The organism is Campylobacter sp. 2014D-0259 (assembly GCF_008000505.1).
GTDB classification, from domain to species: Bacteria; Campylobacterota; Campylobacteria; order Campylobacterales; family Campylobacteraceae; genus Campylobacter_D; species Campylobacter_D jejuni.
Genome location: NZ_VOAQ01000024.1, coordinates 490,209 through 508,203, shown reverse-complemented (window position 1 = coordinate 508,203; position 17,995 = coordinate 490,209). Strand labels below are relative to the sequence as shown.

19 protein-coding genes and 1 tRNA gene are annotated in these 17,995 nt (G+C 29.3%); 19 read left to right on the top strand and 1 reads right to left on the bottom strand.

Annotated features, from left to right (window positions below; all coding sequences use genetic code 11):
* Positions 1 to 2: 2 nt before the first annotated feature.
* The gene (gene yedE / locus SR63_RS07160; RefSeq protein ID WP_002877467.1) at positions 3 to 1,211 is read right to left on the bottom strand and encodes a selenium metabolism membrane protein YedE/FdhT; all 1,209 of its coding nucleotides are present in this window, start codon (positions 1,209 to 1,211) and stop codon (positions 3 to 5) included.
* 140 nt (positions 1,212 to 1,351) lie between these two features.
* Here yedE and SR63_RS07155 point away from each other — a divergent pair.
* The 19 genes from SR63_RS07155 to SR63_RS07065 all read left to right on the top strand — a co-directional run bounded on the left by SR63_RS07155 (position 1,352) and on the right by SR63_RS07065 (position 17,921).
* Positions 1,352 to 1,449: transfer RNA gene (locus SR63_RS07155), tRNA-Sec, on the top strand.
* A 27-nt stretch (positions 1,450 to 1,476) separates the two neighbouring features.
* A complete protein-coding gene (locus tag SR63_RS07150) occupies positions 1,477 to 2,727 on the top strand; it encodes an adenylosuccinate synthase (RefSeq protein WP_002862151.1) in 1,251 nt (416 codons plus the stop codon).
* Positions 2,724 to 3,152, top strand: a complete 429-nt coding sequence (locus SR63_RS07145; RefSeq protein ID WP_002867049.1) for a flagellar export protein FliJ — start codon at positions 2,724 to 2,726, stop codon at positions 3,150 to 3,152. The genes SR63_RS07150 and SR63_RS07145 overlap by 4 nt, the downstream gene beginning before the upstream one ends.
* Positions 3,145 to 3,663, top strand: coding sequence for a MotE family protein (locus SR63_RS07140; RefSeq protein WP_002851265.1), 519 nt, complete (start codon positions 3,145 to 3,147; stop codon positions 3,661 to 3,663). Before SR63_RS07145 ends, SR63_RS07140 begins: the two co-directional genes overlap by 8 nt.
* A 92-nt stretch (positions 3,664 to 3,755) precedes the next feature.
* Positions 3,756 to 4,307, top strand: coding sequence for a DUF507 family protein (locus SR63_RS07135; RefSeq protein WP_002851269.1), 552 nt, complete (start codon positions 3,756 to 3,758; stop codon positions 4,305 to 4,307).
* Positions 4,307 to 5,425 carry a glutamine-hydrolyzing carbamoyl-phosphate synthase small subunit gene (gene carA / locus SR63_RS07130; RefSeq protein ID WP_002867048.1) on the top strand — a complete coding sequence of 373 codons (1,119 nt, stop codon included), beginning with the start codon at positions 4,307 to 4,309 and terminating at the stop codon, positions 5,423 to 5,425. Before SR63_RS07135 ends, carA begins: the two co-directional genes overlap by 1 nt.
* Positions 5,422 to 6,081 carry a sulfite exporter TauE/SafE family protein gene (locus tag SR63_RS07125; RefSeq protein ID WP_002867047.1) on the top strand — a complete coding sequence of 220 codons (660 nt, stop codon included), beginning with the start codon at positions 5,422 to 5,424 and terminating at the stop codon, positions 6,079 to 6,081. Before carA ends, SR63_RS07125 begins: the two co-directional genes overlap by 4 nt.
* Entirely contained in the window at positions 6,078 to 7,289 is a 1,212-nt protein-coding gene (bumS, locus tag SR63_RS07120) for a butyrate sensor histidiine kinase-like phosphatase BumS (protein ID WP_002932343.1), read from the top strand. Before SR63_RS07125 ends, bumS begins: the two co-directional genes overlap by 4 nt.
* Positions 7,290 to 7,291: 2 nt before the next feature.
* Entirely contained in the window at positions 7,292 to 7,972 is a 681-nt protein-coding gene (bumR, locus tag SR63_RS07115) for a butyrate response regulator transcription factor BumR (protein ID WP_002855907.1), read from the top strand.
* Positions 7,973 to 8,097: 125 nt separating this feature from the next.
* Entirely contained in the window at positions 8,098 to 9,564 is a 1,467-nt protein-coding gene (gene ccoN, locus SR63_RS07110; RefSeq protein WP_002851405.1) for a cytochrome-c oxidase, cbb3-type subunit I, read from the top strand.
* 12 nt (positions 9,565 to 9,576) lie between these two features.
* A complete protein-coding gene (gene ccoO / locus SR63_RS07105) occupies positions 9,577 to 10,242 on the top strand; it encodes a cytochrome-c oxidase, cbb3-type subunit II (RefSeq protein WP_002855439.1) in 666 nt (221 codons plus the stop codon).
* Between the two features lie 4 nt (positions 10,243 to 10,246).
* Positions 10,247 to 10,510, top strand: coding sequence for a cytochrome c oxidase, cbb3-type, CcoQ subunit (locus SR63_RS07100; protein WP_002851307.1), 264 nt, complete (start codon positions 10,247 to 10,249; stop codon positions 10,508 to 10,510).
* Positions 10,510 to 11,373 (top strand): cbb3-type cytochrome c oxidase N-terminal domain-containing protein, encoded by an 864-nt coding sequence (locus SR63_RS07095; RefSeq protein ID WP_002851306.1) that lies wholly within the window; start codon positions 10,510 to 10,512, stop codon positions 11,371 to 11,373. Before SR63_RS07100 ends, SR63_RS07095 begins: the two co-directional genes overlap by 1 nt.
* Positions 11,370 to 11,591, top strand: coding sequence for a DUF4006 family protein (locus SR63_RS07090; protein WP_072224426.1), 222 nt, complete (start codon positions 11,370 to 11,372; stop codon positions 11,589 to 11,591). The genes SR63_RS07095 and SR63_RS07090 overlap by 4 nt, the downstream gene beginning before the upstream one ends.
* Complete coding sequence (locus SR63_RS07085) at positions 11,588 to 11,689, top strand: hypothetical protein (protein ID WP_002858872.1); 102 nt, start codon at positions 11,588 to 11,590, stop codon at positions 11,687 to 11,689. Before SR63_RS07090 ends, SR63_RS07085 begins: the two co-directional genes overlap by 4 nt.
* Positions 11,686 to 12,288, top strand: a complete 603-nt coding sequence (locus SR63_RS07080; protein WP_002851454.1) for a hypothetical protein — start codon at positions 11,686 to 11,688, stop codon at positions 12,286 to 12,288. The genes SR63_RS07085 and SR63_RS07080 overlap by 4 nt, the downstream gene beginning before the upstream one ends.
* The gene (locus tag SR63_RS07075; RefSeq protein WP_002877447.1) at positions 12,275 to 12,796 is read left to right on the top strand and encodes a FixH family protein; all 522 of its coding nucleotides are present in this window, start codon (positions 12,275 to 12,277) and stop codon (positions 12,794 to 12,796) included. Before SR63_RS07080 ends, SR63_RS07075 begins: the two co-directional genes overlap by 14 nt.
* Positions 12,793 to 15,159 carry a PD-(D/E)XK nuclease family protein gene (locus SR63_RS07070; RefSeq protein WP_002877440.1) on the top strand — a complete coding sequence of 789 codons (2,367 nt, stop codon included), beginning with the start codon at positions 12,793 to 12,795 and terminating at the stop codon, positions 15,157 to 15,159. Before SR63_RS07075 ends, SR63_RS07070 begins: the two co-directional genes overlap by 4 nt.
* Complete coding sequence (locus SR63_RS07065) at positions 15,156 to 17,921, top strand: RecB-like helicase (protein WP_002877438.1); 2,766 nt, start codon at positions 15,156 to 15,158, stop codon at positions 17,919 to 17,921. The genes SR63_RS07070 and SR63_RS07065 overlap by 4 nt, the downstream gene beginning before the upstream one ends.
* Positions 17,922 to 17,995: the final 74 nt, after the last annotated feature.

Sequence of the window (17,995 nt, the reverse complement as noted above, 5' to 3'; positions counted from 1 at the left end):
GTTTATCCTTTAAGTTGATTTTTAAAGAAGTATTTTTTGTAAAATACTACAAAAGCAAATATTAAGATGAATAAAATAAGGTTGATAAAAAATCCATTTAAATTGCCAAATTCGGTTAAAAGATTGATTTTTATACCTTCTTTAAAAGCCTTTGGTAAAAAGTCATAACTTAAAGCTAAAATCATAGTTCCTATTATATTAGCAATTCCTACTATCATAAAATGACTTTGTCCTTCAAAGGCACGATAAGCCCAACCACACTCACAACCTCCGGCAAAAACTATGCCAAAACCAAACAAAAATGCTCCCACAGCTACAGCAGGAGAAAGTTCTATGAGTTTGCTAGTATGACCTTGCAAGATAAAAGCAAAAGCGATTAAAGAAGCGATAATCATGCCAATTAATGCGCCTTTTATAGCATTATCTCTACCAAATAAAAATAAATCTCTAAAGCAAGAAGTAAAACAAATTTGTCCTCTAGAAATAACAAAGCCAAAAACAAAACCAAAAATCAGTGCTAAAGCTAGAAGACTTTGTTTGTTTTGTGTGCTGATATTGCCATTTGTAAAAACAAGATAAAACACCCAAACTAAAAAGGCTATGAAAAGCAATATGCCTAAGTTAAAATATAGTTTTGTACGCAAACTTTGCTTATTTAGCGGCAAGTTTTCTTTATTTACCCGTTCTAATTTAGCTTTAGGTTTAAAAAAGGAAGTGTTGCAAATTTTCACTCCTAGATAAATTCCTAAAACCATAAAAACAGTAAAAAGCCAAGTGTGCAAAGAAAAATAAGGTAAACCTGTAAAAAAATTAGCTAAATTGCATCCAAATGCAAGTCTTGCTCCATATCCTGAAAGAATTCCACCTACTATTGCTTGAAAAATTCTTATATTGCTAGCAGGTAGACGAAATTTGACTTTGTTAGCTAAAAGTGCGGCTACTAAACAACCTATAAACATACCTATGAGCATAATACCATCAGTTCTTGTTAAAGGGGTTCCATTTAAATTTTGCTTTTGGTAATAAGAATACCCATCTAAATTCATACCTAAAAGTTCTAAAAATTCACCACCCCAACGCGTCATTTCTCCAGTAACAGCCCAAACGCCACCAAAAATCCCAAAATACACTGCACTTAAAATTCCAAGTGCAATCATAGAACGGGAATTGTCCCAAAAATTGATTAAATATTTTTGTTTAAAAGAATTCAAAGAAAGATCCTAAAAATGTAATCATCAAAACTTGATGCTAAAAAAAGAGTGAGATTATAGCTTAAATTTAACATGAAGTCAAAAAGAATATTGATAAATTTATTTTGTTTTTCATTAAAAATCGCTATAATTATCACTTTGGAAGATTAGCGTATCTGGTGATCGCCACTGACTTCAAATCAGATGAAAGGATAGTTGACTATTCTTTGGGGAGTTCGATTCTCTCATCTTCTCGCCAATATTAAGTAAAATCAAGGAAATTTTTATGAGCAAAGCAGATATTATTGTCGGCATTCAATGGGGCGATGAAGGAAAAGGTAAGGTAGTTGATAAATTATGTGAAAATTATGATTTTGTTTGCAGAAGTGCAGGTGGACACAATGCAGGACATACGATTTGGGTAAATGGTGTAAGATATGCGCTTCATCTTATGCCAAGTGGAGTTTTGCATCCAAGATGTATTAATATTATCGGAAATGGAGTTGTGGTTTCTCCTGAAGTATTGATTGCTGAAATGGCTCAATTTGAAAATTTAAAAGGTAGATTATATATCAGTGATAGAGCTCATTTAAATTTAAAACATCATTCTTTAATAGACATTGCAAAAGAAAAACTCAAAGGCAAAAATGCCATAGGAACAACAGGTAAGGGTATAGGACCTTCTTATGCAGATAAGATTAATCGTACAGGACATAGAGTTGGAGAGCTTTTAGAACCACAAAGACTTTGTGAGGCTTTGATGAAAGATTTTGAAGCTAATAAAACTTTTTTTGAAATGCTTGAAATTGAAATTCCAAGTGCTGAAGAATTGCTTGCTGATTTAAAACGCTTTAATGAAATTTTAACTCCTTATATTACAGATACTACAAGAATGCTTTGGAAGGCTTTAGATGAAGATAAAAGAGTACTTTTAGAAGGAGCTCAGGGCTCTATGCTTGATATTGATCATGGAACTTATCCTTATGTTACAAGTTCAAGTACTATTTCAGCAGGCGCTTTAACAGGACTTGGATTAAATCCTAAAGAAGCGGGAAATATTATAGGTATTGTAAAAGCTTATGCAACGCGTGTGGGAAATGGAGCTTTTCCTACTGAGGATAAGGGCGAAGATGGAGAAAAAATTGCACAAATTGGAAAAGAAATTGGCGTAAGCACGGGACGTAAAAGACGCTGTGGATGGTTTGATGCGGTTGCTGTAAGATATACAGCAAGGCTTAATGGTCTTGATGCTTTATCTTTGATGAAGCTTGATGTTTTAGATGGTTTTGAAAAGATAAAAATTTGTCGTGCTTATGAATATAAGGGCATGGAAATCGACTATATACCAAGTGATTTAGAAAATGTTCAACCTATTTATGAAGAAATGGATGGTTGGGATAAAGTTTTTGGTATAAAAGATTATGATTTATTGCCAGAAAATGCTAAAAAATATATAGCAAGACTTGAAGAGCTTGCAGGGGTTAAAGTAAAGTATATTTCCACTAGCCCTGAAAGAGATGATACTATCATCTTATGAAAAGTAAATATAATTCTGTTGTAAAAGTAAGAAAACAACAACTTGATAAAGCAGAATCAAATCTTAATCAAGCCAAACAAAGACAGCTTGAACATGAAAAAGCTTATGAACTTTCACGCCAAGAGTGTGAAAGTTTAGGCGTATTGCCAAAATCAGGATCTATAGCAGAATTAAGATCAAATTTAAGTATGGCGCAAGTAGGACGCGAGGCTTTGGCAAGAGCTAAGGAGAAAGTAGAACTTTCTAAAAAAGAAATGAATCATTATCAGTTTTTATATCAAAAAGCGCATTTAGATTATGAAAAAATGAAGGCTTTGGAAACTGAGGAAATTAAACAAAAACAAAAAGAATTTGCGAAGGCTGAAGAAAAATTTTTAGATGAAATTGCAATCAGTCGTTTTTTCAAAGGGGAAAAAGATGATTAAAAAATTTATATTGTTAGTTTTTATTTCAAGTGTAGTTTTTGGAGCTGAACAAGATTGTGAGCAGTATTTTGAAGCTAGAAAAGCTCAAATTGAATTGCAAACTAGAGAATTTGATGAAGCAAGACAATCTTTAGAAGCTTATAAAGCCTCTTTTGAAGCTTTGCAAAAAGAAAGGCTTGAAAATTTAGAAAAAAAAGAGGCTGAGGTTAATGCAACTTTGGCAAAAATTGAAGAATTAAAGCTTGAAAACGCAAGGCTTGTAGAAGAACAACAAAAGATTTTAAATTCAATCAATGATAAAACTCAAGGTAGGGTTAAAGAAATTTATTCCCAAATGAAAGATGCAGCCATTGCAGATGTTTTAAGTCAAATGGATGCAGAGGATGCAAGTAAAATAATGCTTTCTTTGGAATCGCGTAAAATTTCAGGTGTTTTATCTAAAATGGATCCAAAAAAAGCTAGCGAGCTTACTTTACTTTTGAAAAATTTAGATAATAATGCTAGTAATTAGGTGATTAAAAGAATGAAAATTTTTCATTTTTAACATTCTTTTACCAAAAATAAGCTATTATTTCAAACATTATTAAATAAAAGGTTTTCAAGATGCGTATAAAATTACCACATATTCCTTATATCGCAAATAAAATGATGTTAGATATAGCTAATTCTTCTTTTGTAGAAATTAAAGATCAATTAGAAAAGCTTAAGGTATGTATAATAGAAGTTTTAGAGAAAGATATTCTAAATGAAAGAAAATTAGATGAAAGAGTAAAAGAGCTTTTAGAGCAACAAGAAGATGAAATGGAGCTTATGCAAGTAGATCGTAAAAATATGTTTTGGCTTGTGAAGAAAAAGTTAGCTCCTGAATTTAATGTGATTTTAGATTCTGAAGATAGACATAATCATCTAGCGCATCAAATTTTGGAAGAACTTGTAGAGAATGATTATATTAATTTTATAGTGAGTGAAAATAGAGTTAAAAATTTAATCTTTTCAAGCATAGAGTCTTATCTTAAAATTTATGAAAAACTTGAAGATGAGGTTTATGAGAAAATTAGCAATTATAAAACAAAACCTATTCCAGGTAGCGAAGAATACGATCTTATCTTTGAAAAACTCTATCAAGAAGAGCTTAGAAAAAAAGGTATGTTTTAATGAAGGCTTATATTTATTTAGAAAATGATATTTTTTTAAGTGCTAAGGCTTTTGGAAAGAGCGGTACTTTTTTTGGAGAGCTTGTGTTTAACACTTCTTTAACAGGGTATCAAGAAATTATTTCAGATCCTTCTTATGCAGGGCAATTTATCGTATTTTCCATGCCAGAAATTGGTATAGTGGGAACCAATGAAAATGATAATGAAAGTAAGGAAATTTTTGCAAGTGGTGTTTTAATGCGTGAATTAAGTTCTAGTTTTTCAAATTTTCGCGCTAAAGAAAGTCTGCAAGATTATCTTGAAAAACATGGAAAAATAGGAATTTATGAACTTGATACGAGATATCTAGTAAAAATGATAAGAAATAATGGCAATTTAAGAGCTGTAATTTCAACTGAAATTTCAAATAAAGAAGATTTAAAAATCGCCTTAGAAAAATCAGCAAAAATTGATGAAGTAAATTTTGTAAAAGAAGTTAGCACTAAGAAAAATTATTCTCATAAACAAGGTGTTTGGAACGCTAGTTTTCAAAAATTTAATGATGCTAAAAGAAGTGAGAAAAAAGTTGCTGTTATAGATTATGGTGTTAAAACAAATATCCTAAATGAACTTGTAGAAGTAGGTTTTGAAGTAGAAGTTTATCCATATAATGTTAAAGCAGATGAGTTGATTACTCTGTATAAAAAAGGTGAAATCCAAGGCGTATTTCTTTCTAATGGTCCAGGTGAGCCAAGGATTTTAAAACAAGAGATTGCAGAGATTAAAAAACTTGCAGAAGCTAAAATTCCCATGCTTGGAATTTGCTTAGGTCACCAGCTTTTAAGTAATGCTTTTGGATATGCAACTTATAAAATGAAATTTGGACAACATGGAGCAAATCATCCTGTGATCAATCTTGATACAAAAACGGTAGAAATTACCGCACAAAATCATAATTATAATGTTCCAGAAGAATTAGCTCAAGTGGCTCATATCACTCATAGAAATTTATTTGGCGATAATGTTGAAGGAGTAAGATATAAAGACTATCCTATTATTTCAGTGCAACATCACCCAGAAAGTTCTTCAGGCCCTCATGAAAGCAAGTATATTTTTAAAGAATTTATGAATTTGATGTGAGTATAGATTTTTTAGCTATTATCAGCGTTGCTTTTTTATCTAGTTTTGGACACTGCTATTCTATGTGTGGTGGTTTTAATTTACTTTTTATAAATTTGAATTCAAAAAGCAATAATTTATTTTTATTAACTTTTATTTATCATTTGTTTAGAATTTTTGCTTATATTGCTTTAGGGATAATTTTTGGAACTTTTGGGAATATCTTAGCAATCAATGCTAAGGTTCAAAGTTTGTCATTTTTTATTCTTGGTATATTTATGATGATTTTGGGTTTTGCTCTTATTTTTAGAGGCAATATGTTATCTTTTATTGAAAATAATGTTTTTTTTGATAGTTTTATAAAGAAAATTATTAAAAAATCTAAAAATTTTAAAGGATTAAAATCAGCCATATTTTTAGGATTTTCAAATGGTTTTGTTCCTTGTGGATTGGTGTATTTTTTTATAGCCAATGCAATGAGTAAGCAAAATATTTTTAAAGGTATTTTGGTAATGATGATTTTTGGGATATCAACTTTACCTGCGATGTTATTTTTTTCTAAAATTTCACAGTTTTTTAGTGATTTTTTGAAAAATTTGTTTAATTATTTATCGTATGGCGTTATTGTTTGTTACGGTATGAATCTTGCCTATATAGGTTTTAAGGCTTTTCAATGAAAGATTTTTTTAAAGATCAGTTTTTTAAAGCTCTTGAAAAAAATACAATTTTTTCAAGAGCTGATGTTCAAGGAAATTTAATTTTTGTCAGTGATAAGCTTTGTCAAATAAGTGGATATAGTAAAAAAGAGCTTATAGGAAAAAAACATTCAATATTTAAACATCCAGATGTTGAGGAATGTTATATTGAAGAACTTTTAAAAAAACTTTCATATAAAAAACCTTATCAAGTTATTTTTAAAAATATTGATAAATTAGGCAAAACTTTCTATCTTGAAACTTTATTAATCCCCATATTGGATAAAAATAATGAATTAATAGAAATAGTAGCATTCTCTCATGATGTTAGTAATTCTTTTAAGCTTAATGAAGAGCTTGCTCTAAATCACGCTAAATTAAGAGAATTAAGTATTAATCTTGAAAATACAGTTAAAAATCACCAACAGGAATTTATACAGTTAGGTAAAAAATTTGAGAAAAAAATGCAAATTGCCTTGGAAAAAAATGAAAAAGATATTAAAATAGTCTATGAAGAGATTTTGAAATCTTCATTAGAGCAAATGATTAGTGATATAGCTCATCAATGGAGGCAACCGTTAAATGAGCTTGGTATTGCTATGTTTCAAATGAAACAAAATCTTAAAGATGAAAAAGGATTTGCTGAGATTTATTCACAATCAAAAGATATGATTAAAAATATGTCAGAAACAATTGATGTGTTTAGAACTTTGTTTAATAAGGGGGTAGAACAGTGTGTATTTATAAAAGAGACTTTAAATAAAGCCTTAGAAATTGCTTTTGAAACTATAGAAAAAAATCATGTAAATATCAATATTGTTTCGAAAAGTGATTATGAAGTTTTGGCATATGAGAATGGTTTAATAAGAGTTTTTCTTAACTTGATTTTAAATTCAATAGAAGCATTTAAAAACAAAAAAAGAAAAATCATAACAATAACTTTTTCAAAATTTGGAAAAAATTATCTGAAAATTACAATAAAAGATAATGCTGGTGGGATTGATAAAGAAAACTTAGATAAAATTTTTCAACCTTATTTTACAACAAAACATCCTAGTCAGGGTATAGGAGTAGGACTTTATATAAGTAGACAAATTATCGAAAGTTTCCAAGGAAAAATAAAAGTTAAGAATGGAAAAGATGGGGCTTGTTTTGAAGTATTTTTAAAGCTAAAAGAGAGGGTAGAGTAAAAATGTCACAAGAATGTAAAGAATTGATAATATTAGTAGTTGAAGATGAAATTAAGACTAGAGAATCATTGATTAATGTATTAAGCGAACGCTTTAGTAAAGTAATCGGAGCTCAAAATGGAGATGAAGGGCTTAAAAAATTTAAAAAATTTAAACCGGATTTAGTTATCACAGATATTGCTATGCCTATTATGGATGGATTGGATATGGCAAGAGAGATTAAAGAAATTTCAGATGATGTCCCAATTGTTGTTCTTAGTGCGTATTCAGAGAAAGAGAGACTTTTGCGTTCCATTGATATCGGTATAGATAAATATTTAATTAAACCTGTTGATATAGAAGAATTATTCAAAGTCTTAGATTGTTTAGTAGGTGAAAAAATTGAAGCAAACATGCTTGTAAAAATTTCCGAAGAATATCAATTTAACAAAACTAAACGAACTTTGATTCATAATGGTAAAGAGATTGTTTTAACTAAAAAAGAATTGGCTTTTATTTCTTTGCTTTTAAAACAACCTGGGGTTTTGGTTTTGCATGAAGATATTAAGAAAAATGTTTGGATAGGTGAGCATGTGAGCGATACTGCTGTTCGAACATTTATAAAAAGAGTAAGAGATAAAGTGGGTGAAGATTTTATAAAAAATGTGCCAAGTTTAGGTTATAAGATAAATATCAATAAATAAGACTGATTTAGCCTTAAAATATAAAGCATAACAAATGATTAACAAAATTATCATTTTTAAGAAAAAATGTATAATTAATATTCTATAATATTCTCTTGTTATCAAAAATTTTAAGGAGAAAGTCGATGCATCCAGGTAATGTATTAAATTACGACTATACGGTTGCAAGATATTTTATGTTTGCGACCATATTGTTCGGCATTGTTGGTATGGCTATAGGAACTCTTATAGCTTTTCAAATGGCATATCCTAATTTAAATTATTTAGCAGGAGAATATGCCACTTTTTCAAGACTTAGACCACTTCATACTTCAGGTGTGATTTTTGGTTTTATGCTTTCAGGGATTTGGGCAACTTGGTATTATATAGGTCAGCGTGTTCTTAAAGTGAGTATGGCTGAGTCAAGATTTTTAATGGCTGTTGGTAAGCTTCATTTTTGGCTTTATATGCTTACTATGGTTTTAGCTGTTATATCTTTGTTTATGGGTGTGACTACATCTAAAGAATATGCAGAGCTTGAGTGGCCTTTAGACATTCTTGTTGTTCTTGTTTGGGTTTTATGGGGTGTAAGTATTTTTGGACTTATTGGAATTCGCCGTGAAAAAACTCTTTATATTTCTCTATGGTATTATATAGCTACATTTTTAGGTATAGCTATGCTTTATCTTTTTAACAACATGGAAGTACCAACTTATTTTGTTACTGGAATGGGTAAATGGTGGCATAGTGTATCAATGTATGCAGGAACAAATGATGCTTTAGTACAATGGTGGTATGGACATAATGCTGTGGCATTTGTATTTACTGTGGGTATTATTGCTCAAATTTATTACTTCTTGCCAAAAGAAAGTGGTCAGCCGATTTTCTCTTATAAACTCTCTTTATTTGCATTTTGGGGCTTAATGTTTGTTTATCTTTGGGCAGGTGGTCACCATTTGATTTATTCAACTGTACCTGATTGGATGCAAACTATGGGTTCGGTTTTCTCTGTAGTATTGATTTTACCTTCTTGGGGTTCAGCGATTAATATATTGCTTACTATGAAAGGTGAGTGGAGTCAGCTTCGCGAGAGTCCATTGATTAAATTTATGATTTTGGCATCAACTTTCTATATGTTCTCAACACTTGAAGGGCCAATTCTTTCAATTAAATCTGTTAATGCTTTAGCACACTTTACAGATTGGATTCCAGGACATGTTCATGATGGAACATTAGGTTGGGTAGGATTTATGACTATGGCTGCGCTTTATCATATGACCCCTAGAGTTTTCAAAAGAGAGCTTTATAGCAAATCTTTAATGGAAGCTCAATTTTGGATTCAAACCACAGGTATAGTTCTTTATTTTGCTTCAATGTGGATTGCGGGTATTACTCAAGGTATGATGTGGAGAGCGACAGATGAGTATGGTAACTTGCTTTATAGCTTTATTGATACTGTTGTGGCTATTGTTCCTTATTATTGGATTAGAGCGATTGGTGGATTGTTGTATCTTATCGGTTTCTTTATGTTTACTTATAATATTTACAAAACAATTGCTTGTGGAAGAGTGCTTGATAAAGAACCAAAAAGCGCTTCGCCTATGGCAGCATAAAAAGGAGAAAATATGTTTAGTTGGTTAGAAAAAAATCCATTCTTTTTTGCTGTAGCTGTTTTTGTAGTGATTGCTTATGCAGGCATAGTTGAAGTTTTGCCAAATTTTGCAGAAAATGCAAGACCAATTGAAGGTAAAAAACCTTATACAGTTTTACAACTTGCAGGGCGTGCAGTATATATTAAAGATAGTTGTAATGCTTGTCATTCACAGCTTATTCGTCCATTTAAATCAGAAACAGATCGTTATGGTATGTATTCTGTAAGTGGTGAATTTGCTTATGATAGACCTTTTCTTTGGGGTTCAAAAAGAACAGGACCTGATCTTGCTCGTGTAGGAAATTATAGAACGGCTGATTGGCATGAAAATCATATGTGGGATCCTACTTCTGTTGTTCCAGATTCTATTATGCCTTCATATAAGCATATGTTTAAAAATAATGCAGATATTGAAACTGCTTATGCTGAGGCTTTAACTGTGAAAAAAGTTTTCAATGTTCCTTATGATACAGAAAATGGAACAAAACTTGGTTCTTGGGAGGATGCGCAAGCTGAAGTAAAAGCTGAAGCTCAGGCTATAGTTGATCAAATGAAAAATCAAGAAGTAAAAGATGCTTTTGCTAAAGGTGAAATCAAAGAAATAGTTGCTTTGATCGCTTATTTAAATAGCTTAAAGTAAGATGATGGAACATTTATCAATAGTTTTTGATGTGATTAAAAATTTAATCACATTTGATTTAGCAACAGTTCAAAAACATGAGTGGGAGATTTTCCAAGGTTATGGTTTTTTTGCACTCGTGATGTTTTTGTCAATAGTATTATATGCGTATTGGTATCATTTATATAGAACAGAAAAAAAAGGCGAGAGAAATTATGAAAATTATGCAAACCTTGCCTTAAAAGATGATATTGATGATAGTGTATTAGAAAGTAAAAGGAGTGCTTAATGCAATGGTTAAATTTAGAAGATAATGTTAATCTCTTATCTTTAATTGGAGCTATTCTTATCATTTTAATCACACTAGTTATTGTGGGTAGAATGTTTAAGCAAATGAAAGAAAAAAAAGGCGAGTCAGAGCTTAGTGAACATAGTTGGGATGGAATAGGAGAGTATAAAAATGCTGTTCCTACTGGTTGGGCTGTGGTATTTTTCCTGACTATTGTTTGGGCTATTTGGTATTTTCTATGGGGATATCCTTTAAATTCTTTTTCAAGTATAGGTCAATACAATGAAGAAGTAGCAACTCATAATACAAAATTCGAAGAAAAATTTAAAAATTTATCTCCTGAAGATAAAATAGCAATGGGTCAAAATATCTTTTTAGTTCAGTGTTCAGCTTGTCATGGAATTACAGGCGATGGTATCAATGGTAAAGCTCAAAATTTAAATATTTGGGGTAGCGAAGAAGGTATAATCAATGTAATTAAACATGGTTCAAAAGGTATGAATTTTCCAGGTGGAGAAATGCTTGGTGCTGCTGATTTAGGTGTGGCAGAAGAAGATATCCCTGCTATTGCTGCTTATGTAGCAAAAGATCTTTCAGCTATTAAGAAAACTGCAAATGAAAATTTAGTAGCAAAAGGTAAAGAAGCTTATGCAACTTGTGCAGCATGCCATGGAGAAGATGGAAAAGGTCAAGATGGAATGTTCCCAGATCTTACAAAATACGGTTCTGCAGCTTTTGTAGTAGATGTTTTACATAGTGGTAAGGCTGGTTTTATAGGAACAATGCCGAGTTTTCCAACACTTAATGATATTCAAAAAGAAGCTGTTGGCGAGTATGTAATTTCTCTTTCAAGGGGTGAATGATGGAAAATAATAATAGATGCGTGTTTTCTCTTTCAGGTGTTACAGGTATGTTAATTGCTACGGTTTTGTTACTTGCTATCTTAGTAGTTTTAACTATTTGGGGTCTTAAAGCTCAGCAAGAAGTGATGCAAAAGCCATATAGTCTTAAAGATGTACAAAGTGTAAAGATGTTTGGTTCAAAAGAACAAGATCATAGAAGTATAAAGGAAGCACAATGAGTAAGGCTTTGGAATATTTAATTGTTATTGGTTTAGTTGTTGCTGCTGCAATCACCGCTTGGTCGGTTTTGACCGTAAATCATCTTCATATAGGATGAAAAAAATATTACAAGATGGTTTTTTTTTAGCCATCTTCTTCTTTGTTTTATTGCCTTCTAGGGTTTTTGCTCTTGATGCTGTACTTTTTAATGAAAATATTTTAAGTCAAAAAGTAAGTAATGAGATTAATCTTATAGGAAAAGAGCTTTACCAAAAAAGTAATATTTTTATCGGTGTTATGGTTGGTGATAAAACTGAAATTGAAACTTTACTAAATAAACAAAAAGAACTTCCTCAATCTTATATATTGCTTCTTTTGTCAAAAAATTCTCACAAAGTTGATATAGTGGGCTCAAAAGGTGCTTTAGCTTTGATTGATAAAGAAGCTGTACTTAGTCCTTATCCTGGAACAGGATCTATTTTGCCGATATTAGCTACAAATAAAGGTGATATTTATAATGCTGCTATACTTAATGGTTATGCAGATATTGTAGATCGTGTGGCAAAATCCTTGGGATTACAATTAGAACATTCTATAGGCAATGCAAATCGTGATACTATCAATATCTTAAGAATACTTATCTATGGATTTATTTGCTTTGCATTGTTATACTATGCACAAAGAAGAATAAAGAGGAAAAAAAATGTTAGAAACTAAAAAAAGTTTTTGGCCTTATGGTATTTTGCTTTCACTTTTGGCTATAATTATTGCTTGTATTGTAACGATTTTTATAGCAAGTCACCATCCTGTGTATGAGGATGATTTTTATTTTGACTCTTATCAAAATGTTGAAAATAATTACAATCAAATACAAAAACAACAAGTAAATTTTGATAAATTTTTTAAAGTAAATTTTCAAAATGATAAAATCACTTTTATTGGTAAAAGAAAAATTCCTAGTTATGAAGTGGATCAAAATTCCTATGTTGCAAATTTTAAAATTTCTGCATTACAAAATATAAATTCTGATGATTTAAAAGTTCAAGCTCTTCTTACAAGACCATTCACTAAAAATTTTGATCAAAAGTTAGAAGGACAAGTTAAAAATGGAATTTTAAGTATCGCTTTACCTAAACTAGATAAAGGTAGATGGGAGCTTAAGCTAAAGTTTTATGCAAATCAAGAAACAGTGGGTTTTTTTAGCTACGAATTAAATGCTCAATGAAATTAAGAATTTTTAGTTCTTCAAGACAAATTAGAGAGTATTATAACCAAAAAAAACAGCAAAATGCTTTATTAGATAGTGCTATTCATATAGGTGAATTTTTAGATAAAGTTTGTTTGAGCAATTTTCATAAGGCAAGTTCTTATGAAAGTTTGCTTTTAATGCAAGAAGCTTGTCTAAAAAGTAAGGATTTAGAAAAAAAACTAGGAATTTCGGTAGAATTTTTTGCTTTTTTGAAAAATAACGAATATCTTTTTTCTTTTTTTAAAGAACTTAGTTTAGAAAAAAAAAGCATAGAAGATCTTAAAAACAATGATTATTATGCTACCTATAATGAACATTTGGAAATTTTAGATGAGGTATATAAGAATTATCTTGCTTTGCTTGAAAAAAATTCTTTTTATGATGATCTTTCTTTACCTAAAAATTACACTCTTAATAAAGATTTTTTAGATGAGTATGAAGCTATAGTTTATGATTTGCAAGGTTTTTTGAGTAAATTTGAAGAAAATTTATTAAGTGAAATTTCTCAGATTAAAGAAGTGGTTTTAAGTTTTAAAACAAGTAAATTTAATCTTGAATATCTTTTAAAACTTGATTTTTTAAAAACATTTGATTTAAAAATAAACACTTATTATGAAATCAATCTTTCAAAACAAGAGATTTTAAAAGAAGAAATTTTTAAAACAAAAAATTCAAAAATTAAACTCAAATCTTTTGAATTAAGGGCTTTACAATGCGCCTTTGTTATGGATGAAATTTCACATTTTGTACGCAAAGGTTTAAAGCCTGAAAATATTGTAGTTATAACTCCAGATGAAAGTTTTTGTGAGTTTTTAAGGCTTTTTGATAAAGACAATATGCTTAATTTTGCAAGTGGGATTAGTATTAAAGAAAGTTTATTTTATCAAAAATTTCAAGCACTTTATGAAAGTGCTAGTAGTGCTTCTTTTGTTTATAAAAATCAAGAGGATTATTTTGAAGATACGCAGATGATTTTTGATTATCACAATACGCTTTTACATTCTTTAAAGCTTGATTTTATAGAGTTTAAAAAGTATTTTGATGAGAAATGTGATTTTGAATATTTTGAAAAATTACTTGCTTTATTTTTAGAAAATGAAAAGCAAGAGCTTGTTTATTTGATACGAAAAGAACTTTATTTTATTAAAGATTTATTGAAAAATCAGTCTTTAACTCTTAAAGAGTTGATCCATCTTTTTTTCATGCAAATTTCACAACTTTCCCTTAGTGATGTAGGCGGAGGTAAGGTTACGGTAATGGGACTTTTAGAAAGTCGTGGGCTTTGTTTTGATGGGGTAATTTTGGTTGATTTTAATGAAGAATTTATTCCTAAAAGAAGTGTTAATGAACTTTTTTTAAACAATGAAGTGCGTAAAAAAGCAGGATTGATTAGCTATGATAGAAGAGAAAATTTACAAAGATTTTATTATGAAAGCTTGATGAAGAATGCTTTAGAAGTAAGTATTTGCTTTGTGGAAAATGAAGAAAAAAGCAAATCACGTTTTTTAGATGAACTTGATTTTGACTTTTTTTATGAAACTCATATCCATCAAAAAGCTTATCTTAATGCTTTAAAATTAGACTATGAAGGCATAAAACCTAATCTAACTCCTATAAAAGCTCCTATTTTAAAGCATAATCCTTTCGAGTTTGCGCTTTCTTTTAGTCGTTTTAATTTATTGGAAAATCAAAAAAGAACTTATTATTATCGTTATATTTTAAATTTAGCAGAACCTAGGGTTTTAAGCGAGGAAAGCAAAGCGAAAAATCAAGGAAATTTCATCCATAAAATGCTTGAAATTTATTATAAAAATTATGCAAATAATGATTTTGATATAAAAGTTTTTGCAAATTTATTGGATAAAGAATATCAAAAATACAATATTAGCGAACTTGATCTTGAAGTATTTAAATTAAAATTTATACAATTTGCTAAAAATGAAAAAGAGCATTTTTCAAAAGGCTTTTATGTTGCACATACAGAGCTTGAGTTAAATAATATTTTAAAGCTCGGAACAGATAGTATAAAACTTAAGGGCACTATAGATCGTATCGATAGTTCAAAAGAAGGCAATTTGATCATTGATTATAAAAGTGGAAAAGTACCAAGTAATTCTTATCAACTTGCTTTTTACCAAGCCTTATATGATGAAAATGCAAACGTGGGTTTTTATGATTTAAATAGTATGCAAATATTGCATCAAAAAGCTAAAAGTTTAGATGAGCTAAGAGAAAGACTTAAAGATTTGGTTCTTATGAGCAAGGAAGAAATAGAGTTTGAAAATGAACAAGATGAGCATTGTCCTTATAAACTCATTTATAAAAAGGAATTAAAATGAGTCAATTTGAGCCTTTTTTGGCATTAGAAGCGAGTGCGGGAAGCGGAAAAACCTTTGCCTTGAGTGTGCGTTTTGTAGCACTTATTTTAAAAGGAGCTAGGATTAATGAAATTTTAGCTTTAACTTTTACTAAAAAAGCTGCTAATGAAATGCAAAAAAGAATTATTGAGACTTTTTTAAATTTAGAAAAAGAAAATAAAACCAGTGAATGCAATGAACTTTGCAAGCTTTTAGGTAAAGATAAAGAAGAGCTTATTTCTTTAAGAGATGTTAAAAAAGAAGAATTTTTAAGAACAGAGTTAAAAATCAGTACTTTTGATGCTTTTTTCGGAAAAATTTTGCGTGTTTTTGCTTTAAATTTGGGCTTAAGTAGTGATTTTACAATGAGTGAAGAGAGACTTGATGTAAGAGAGATTTTTTTAAAACTTCTTAAAAAAGATGAATTAAAAGATTTGGCTTATTATATTAATTTAGTTGATGAGAAAGAAAATTTTTTTAACGAGCTTGAAAAATTTTATGAGAATGCTTATTTTCAAAATCTTCCTAAAATTCCAAATCCATCTAAAGCTTATATCAATAAAGCCTATAGTGAGTTAAGAAGTTATTGTTTGGGTCTTACTCATGTAAAAAATTATAAAAATTTGTGTGACAATTTCAAAAGTGAAGTTTTAGATTTATCCGTGTTTATGCAATCAAGTTTTATGACAAAATTTGAAAGTACAAAATATTTACAAGATTTAGAAAGTACTAACTTGCATTTTAGTGCAAAAAGAATGGAGCTTATAAATGCTTTAAATACCTATGCCATAGAGCTTGAAAATTATAAAATTGCTAATTTAATGAATCTTTTAAATCATTATAGTGAAGCTAAAAATATATTTCATAAAGATAAAAATACCTTAAATTTCCAAGATGTGAGTAAAAAAGTTTATGAGTTAATAACCAGTGAATTTAAGGATATGATTTATTTTCGTTTAGATGGTTTTATTTCGCATTTGCTTATTGATGAATTTCAAGATACAAGCGTGATCCAATATCAAATTTTACGCCCTTTGATCGCTGAGCTTGTTTCAGGAGAAGGGGTTAAGAAAAATCGCACTTTTTTTTATGTAGGAGATAAAAAACAAAGTATTTATCGCTTTCGTAAAGGAAAAAAAGAATTATTTGATTTGTTAAAACAAGAATTTAGTCAAATTAAAAGTGATAGTTTAAATACTAATTATCGTTCTAAAGAGCTTTTGGTTGATTTTGTTAATGAAACTTTTAAAGAAAAAATCAAAGATTATAAAGAGCAATTTGCCTTAGAAAGTAAAAAAGGCGGTTTTGTGCGTATTGTGGAATCTAAAGAACAAAAGGTTAAAAACCAAGCCCAAGAAATCAAGGAAAAGACTTTAGAAACTTTATTTGAGCAAATTAATTTTTTAAGATCTAAAAATATTTCTTATGATGATATTTGTATTTTGTGTTGGAAAAATAGCGATGCAGATATGGTTTTGGATTTTTTAAGAGAGCAAAAAATTCCTGCATTTACTCAAAGTAATGTTTTACTTGAAAATAAAGCAAGCGTAAGGCTTGTTTTAGAATATGCTAAATATTGTATTTTTGGTGATGAGTTTTACTTGGTATTTTTAAAAGAACTTTTAGGTTTTGAGCCGAGAAAAATCACCCTTGATTTTTCAAAAAATGCTATGGAAAATGTACTTTTTTTAATAAAGGAATTAAAACTTGATTTAAATGATATCGCTTTAATACAATTTATCGAATATGCTAAAACTAAGGAGAATTTTTTAAAGCTTTTATTTGAGCCTTGTACTTTGAAAATAGTAAGCGAACAAAATATGGGAATTAGTATTATGAGTGTGCATAAATCTAAGGGTTTGGAATTTGATCATGTGATTTTGCTTGATAGTTTATCTAAAAACAATTCAAACAATGAAGATATCATGCTTGAATATGATATCAATCAAGGTTGGCAACTCCATATTAAGGATAAAATTCGAGAGCTTACTAAAGAGCCTATTTATACCCTTTTTAAAGAAAATATTACAAGAGCAAATTATGAAGATGATATCAATAAACTTTATGTGGCTTTTACAAGAGCTAAGGAAAGTTTGATAATCGTAAAAAGAAGCGAAGAAAGTGTAAATGGAAATTATCCAAGTTATTTTAAGGGGGGATTTTTAAATATATATTCTCAAGAGAGAGGTTTTTTAGAAAGCAAAGAGCAAATTTTAAGTGTTAAAAAAGAAAGTATTCAAGCTTTACAAAAATTTGAAAAAATTAGCCCACAAGAAGTTCAAAGTGAAGAAAAGCTTGATAGTAAAGAGCTATATTTTGGAAATGCTTTTCACTTTTTTATGCAAAATTTAAAACTTCCTAAGGGTGAAAATTTTCAAATGCTTACTCAAAGATGCAAGAGCAAATTTAGACATTTTTTGGATGAGAGTGATTTTGAAAAGCTTTTTAAAAGAATTGAAATTTTACTTAAAAATACTCAATTTCAAAATTTGATTGGTGATGGAAAGCTTTTAAAAGAACAAGCTTTGAGTTTTAATGGAGAAATTAAACAATTAGACTTGCTTGCCTTAAAAGATGAAGAAGCTTTCATAATTGATTATAAAACAGGTCTTGCTATGCAAGATAAACATAAAGAGCAAGTAAGAACTTATAAGATCGCCATTAGTGAAATTTTGAAAAAAGATAAAGTGCGTGCTTTTATAGTTTATTGTTTGGAAAATGAAATTCAAATTTTGGAAATATAAACTTTATTTTTACTTAAATTAAGTAAAAATTAATATTATTTTTTATACAATCACATTTTAAATTTTTGGCAAAG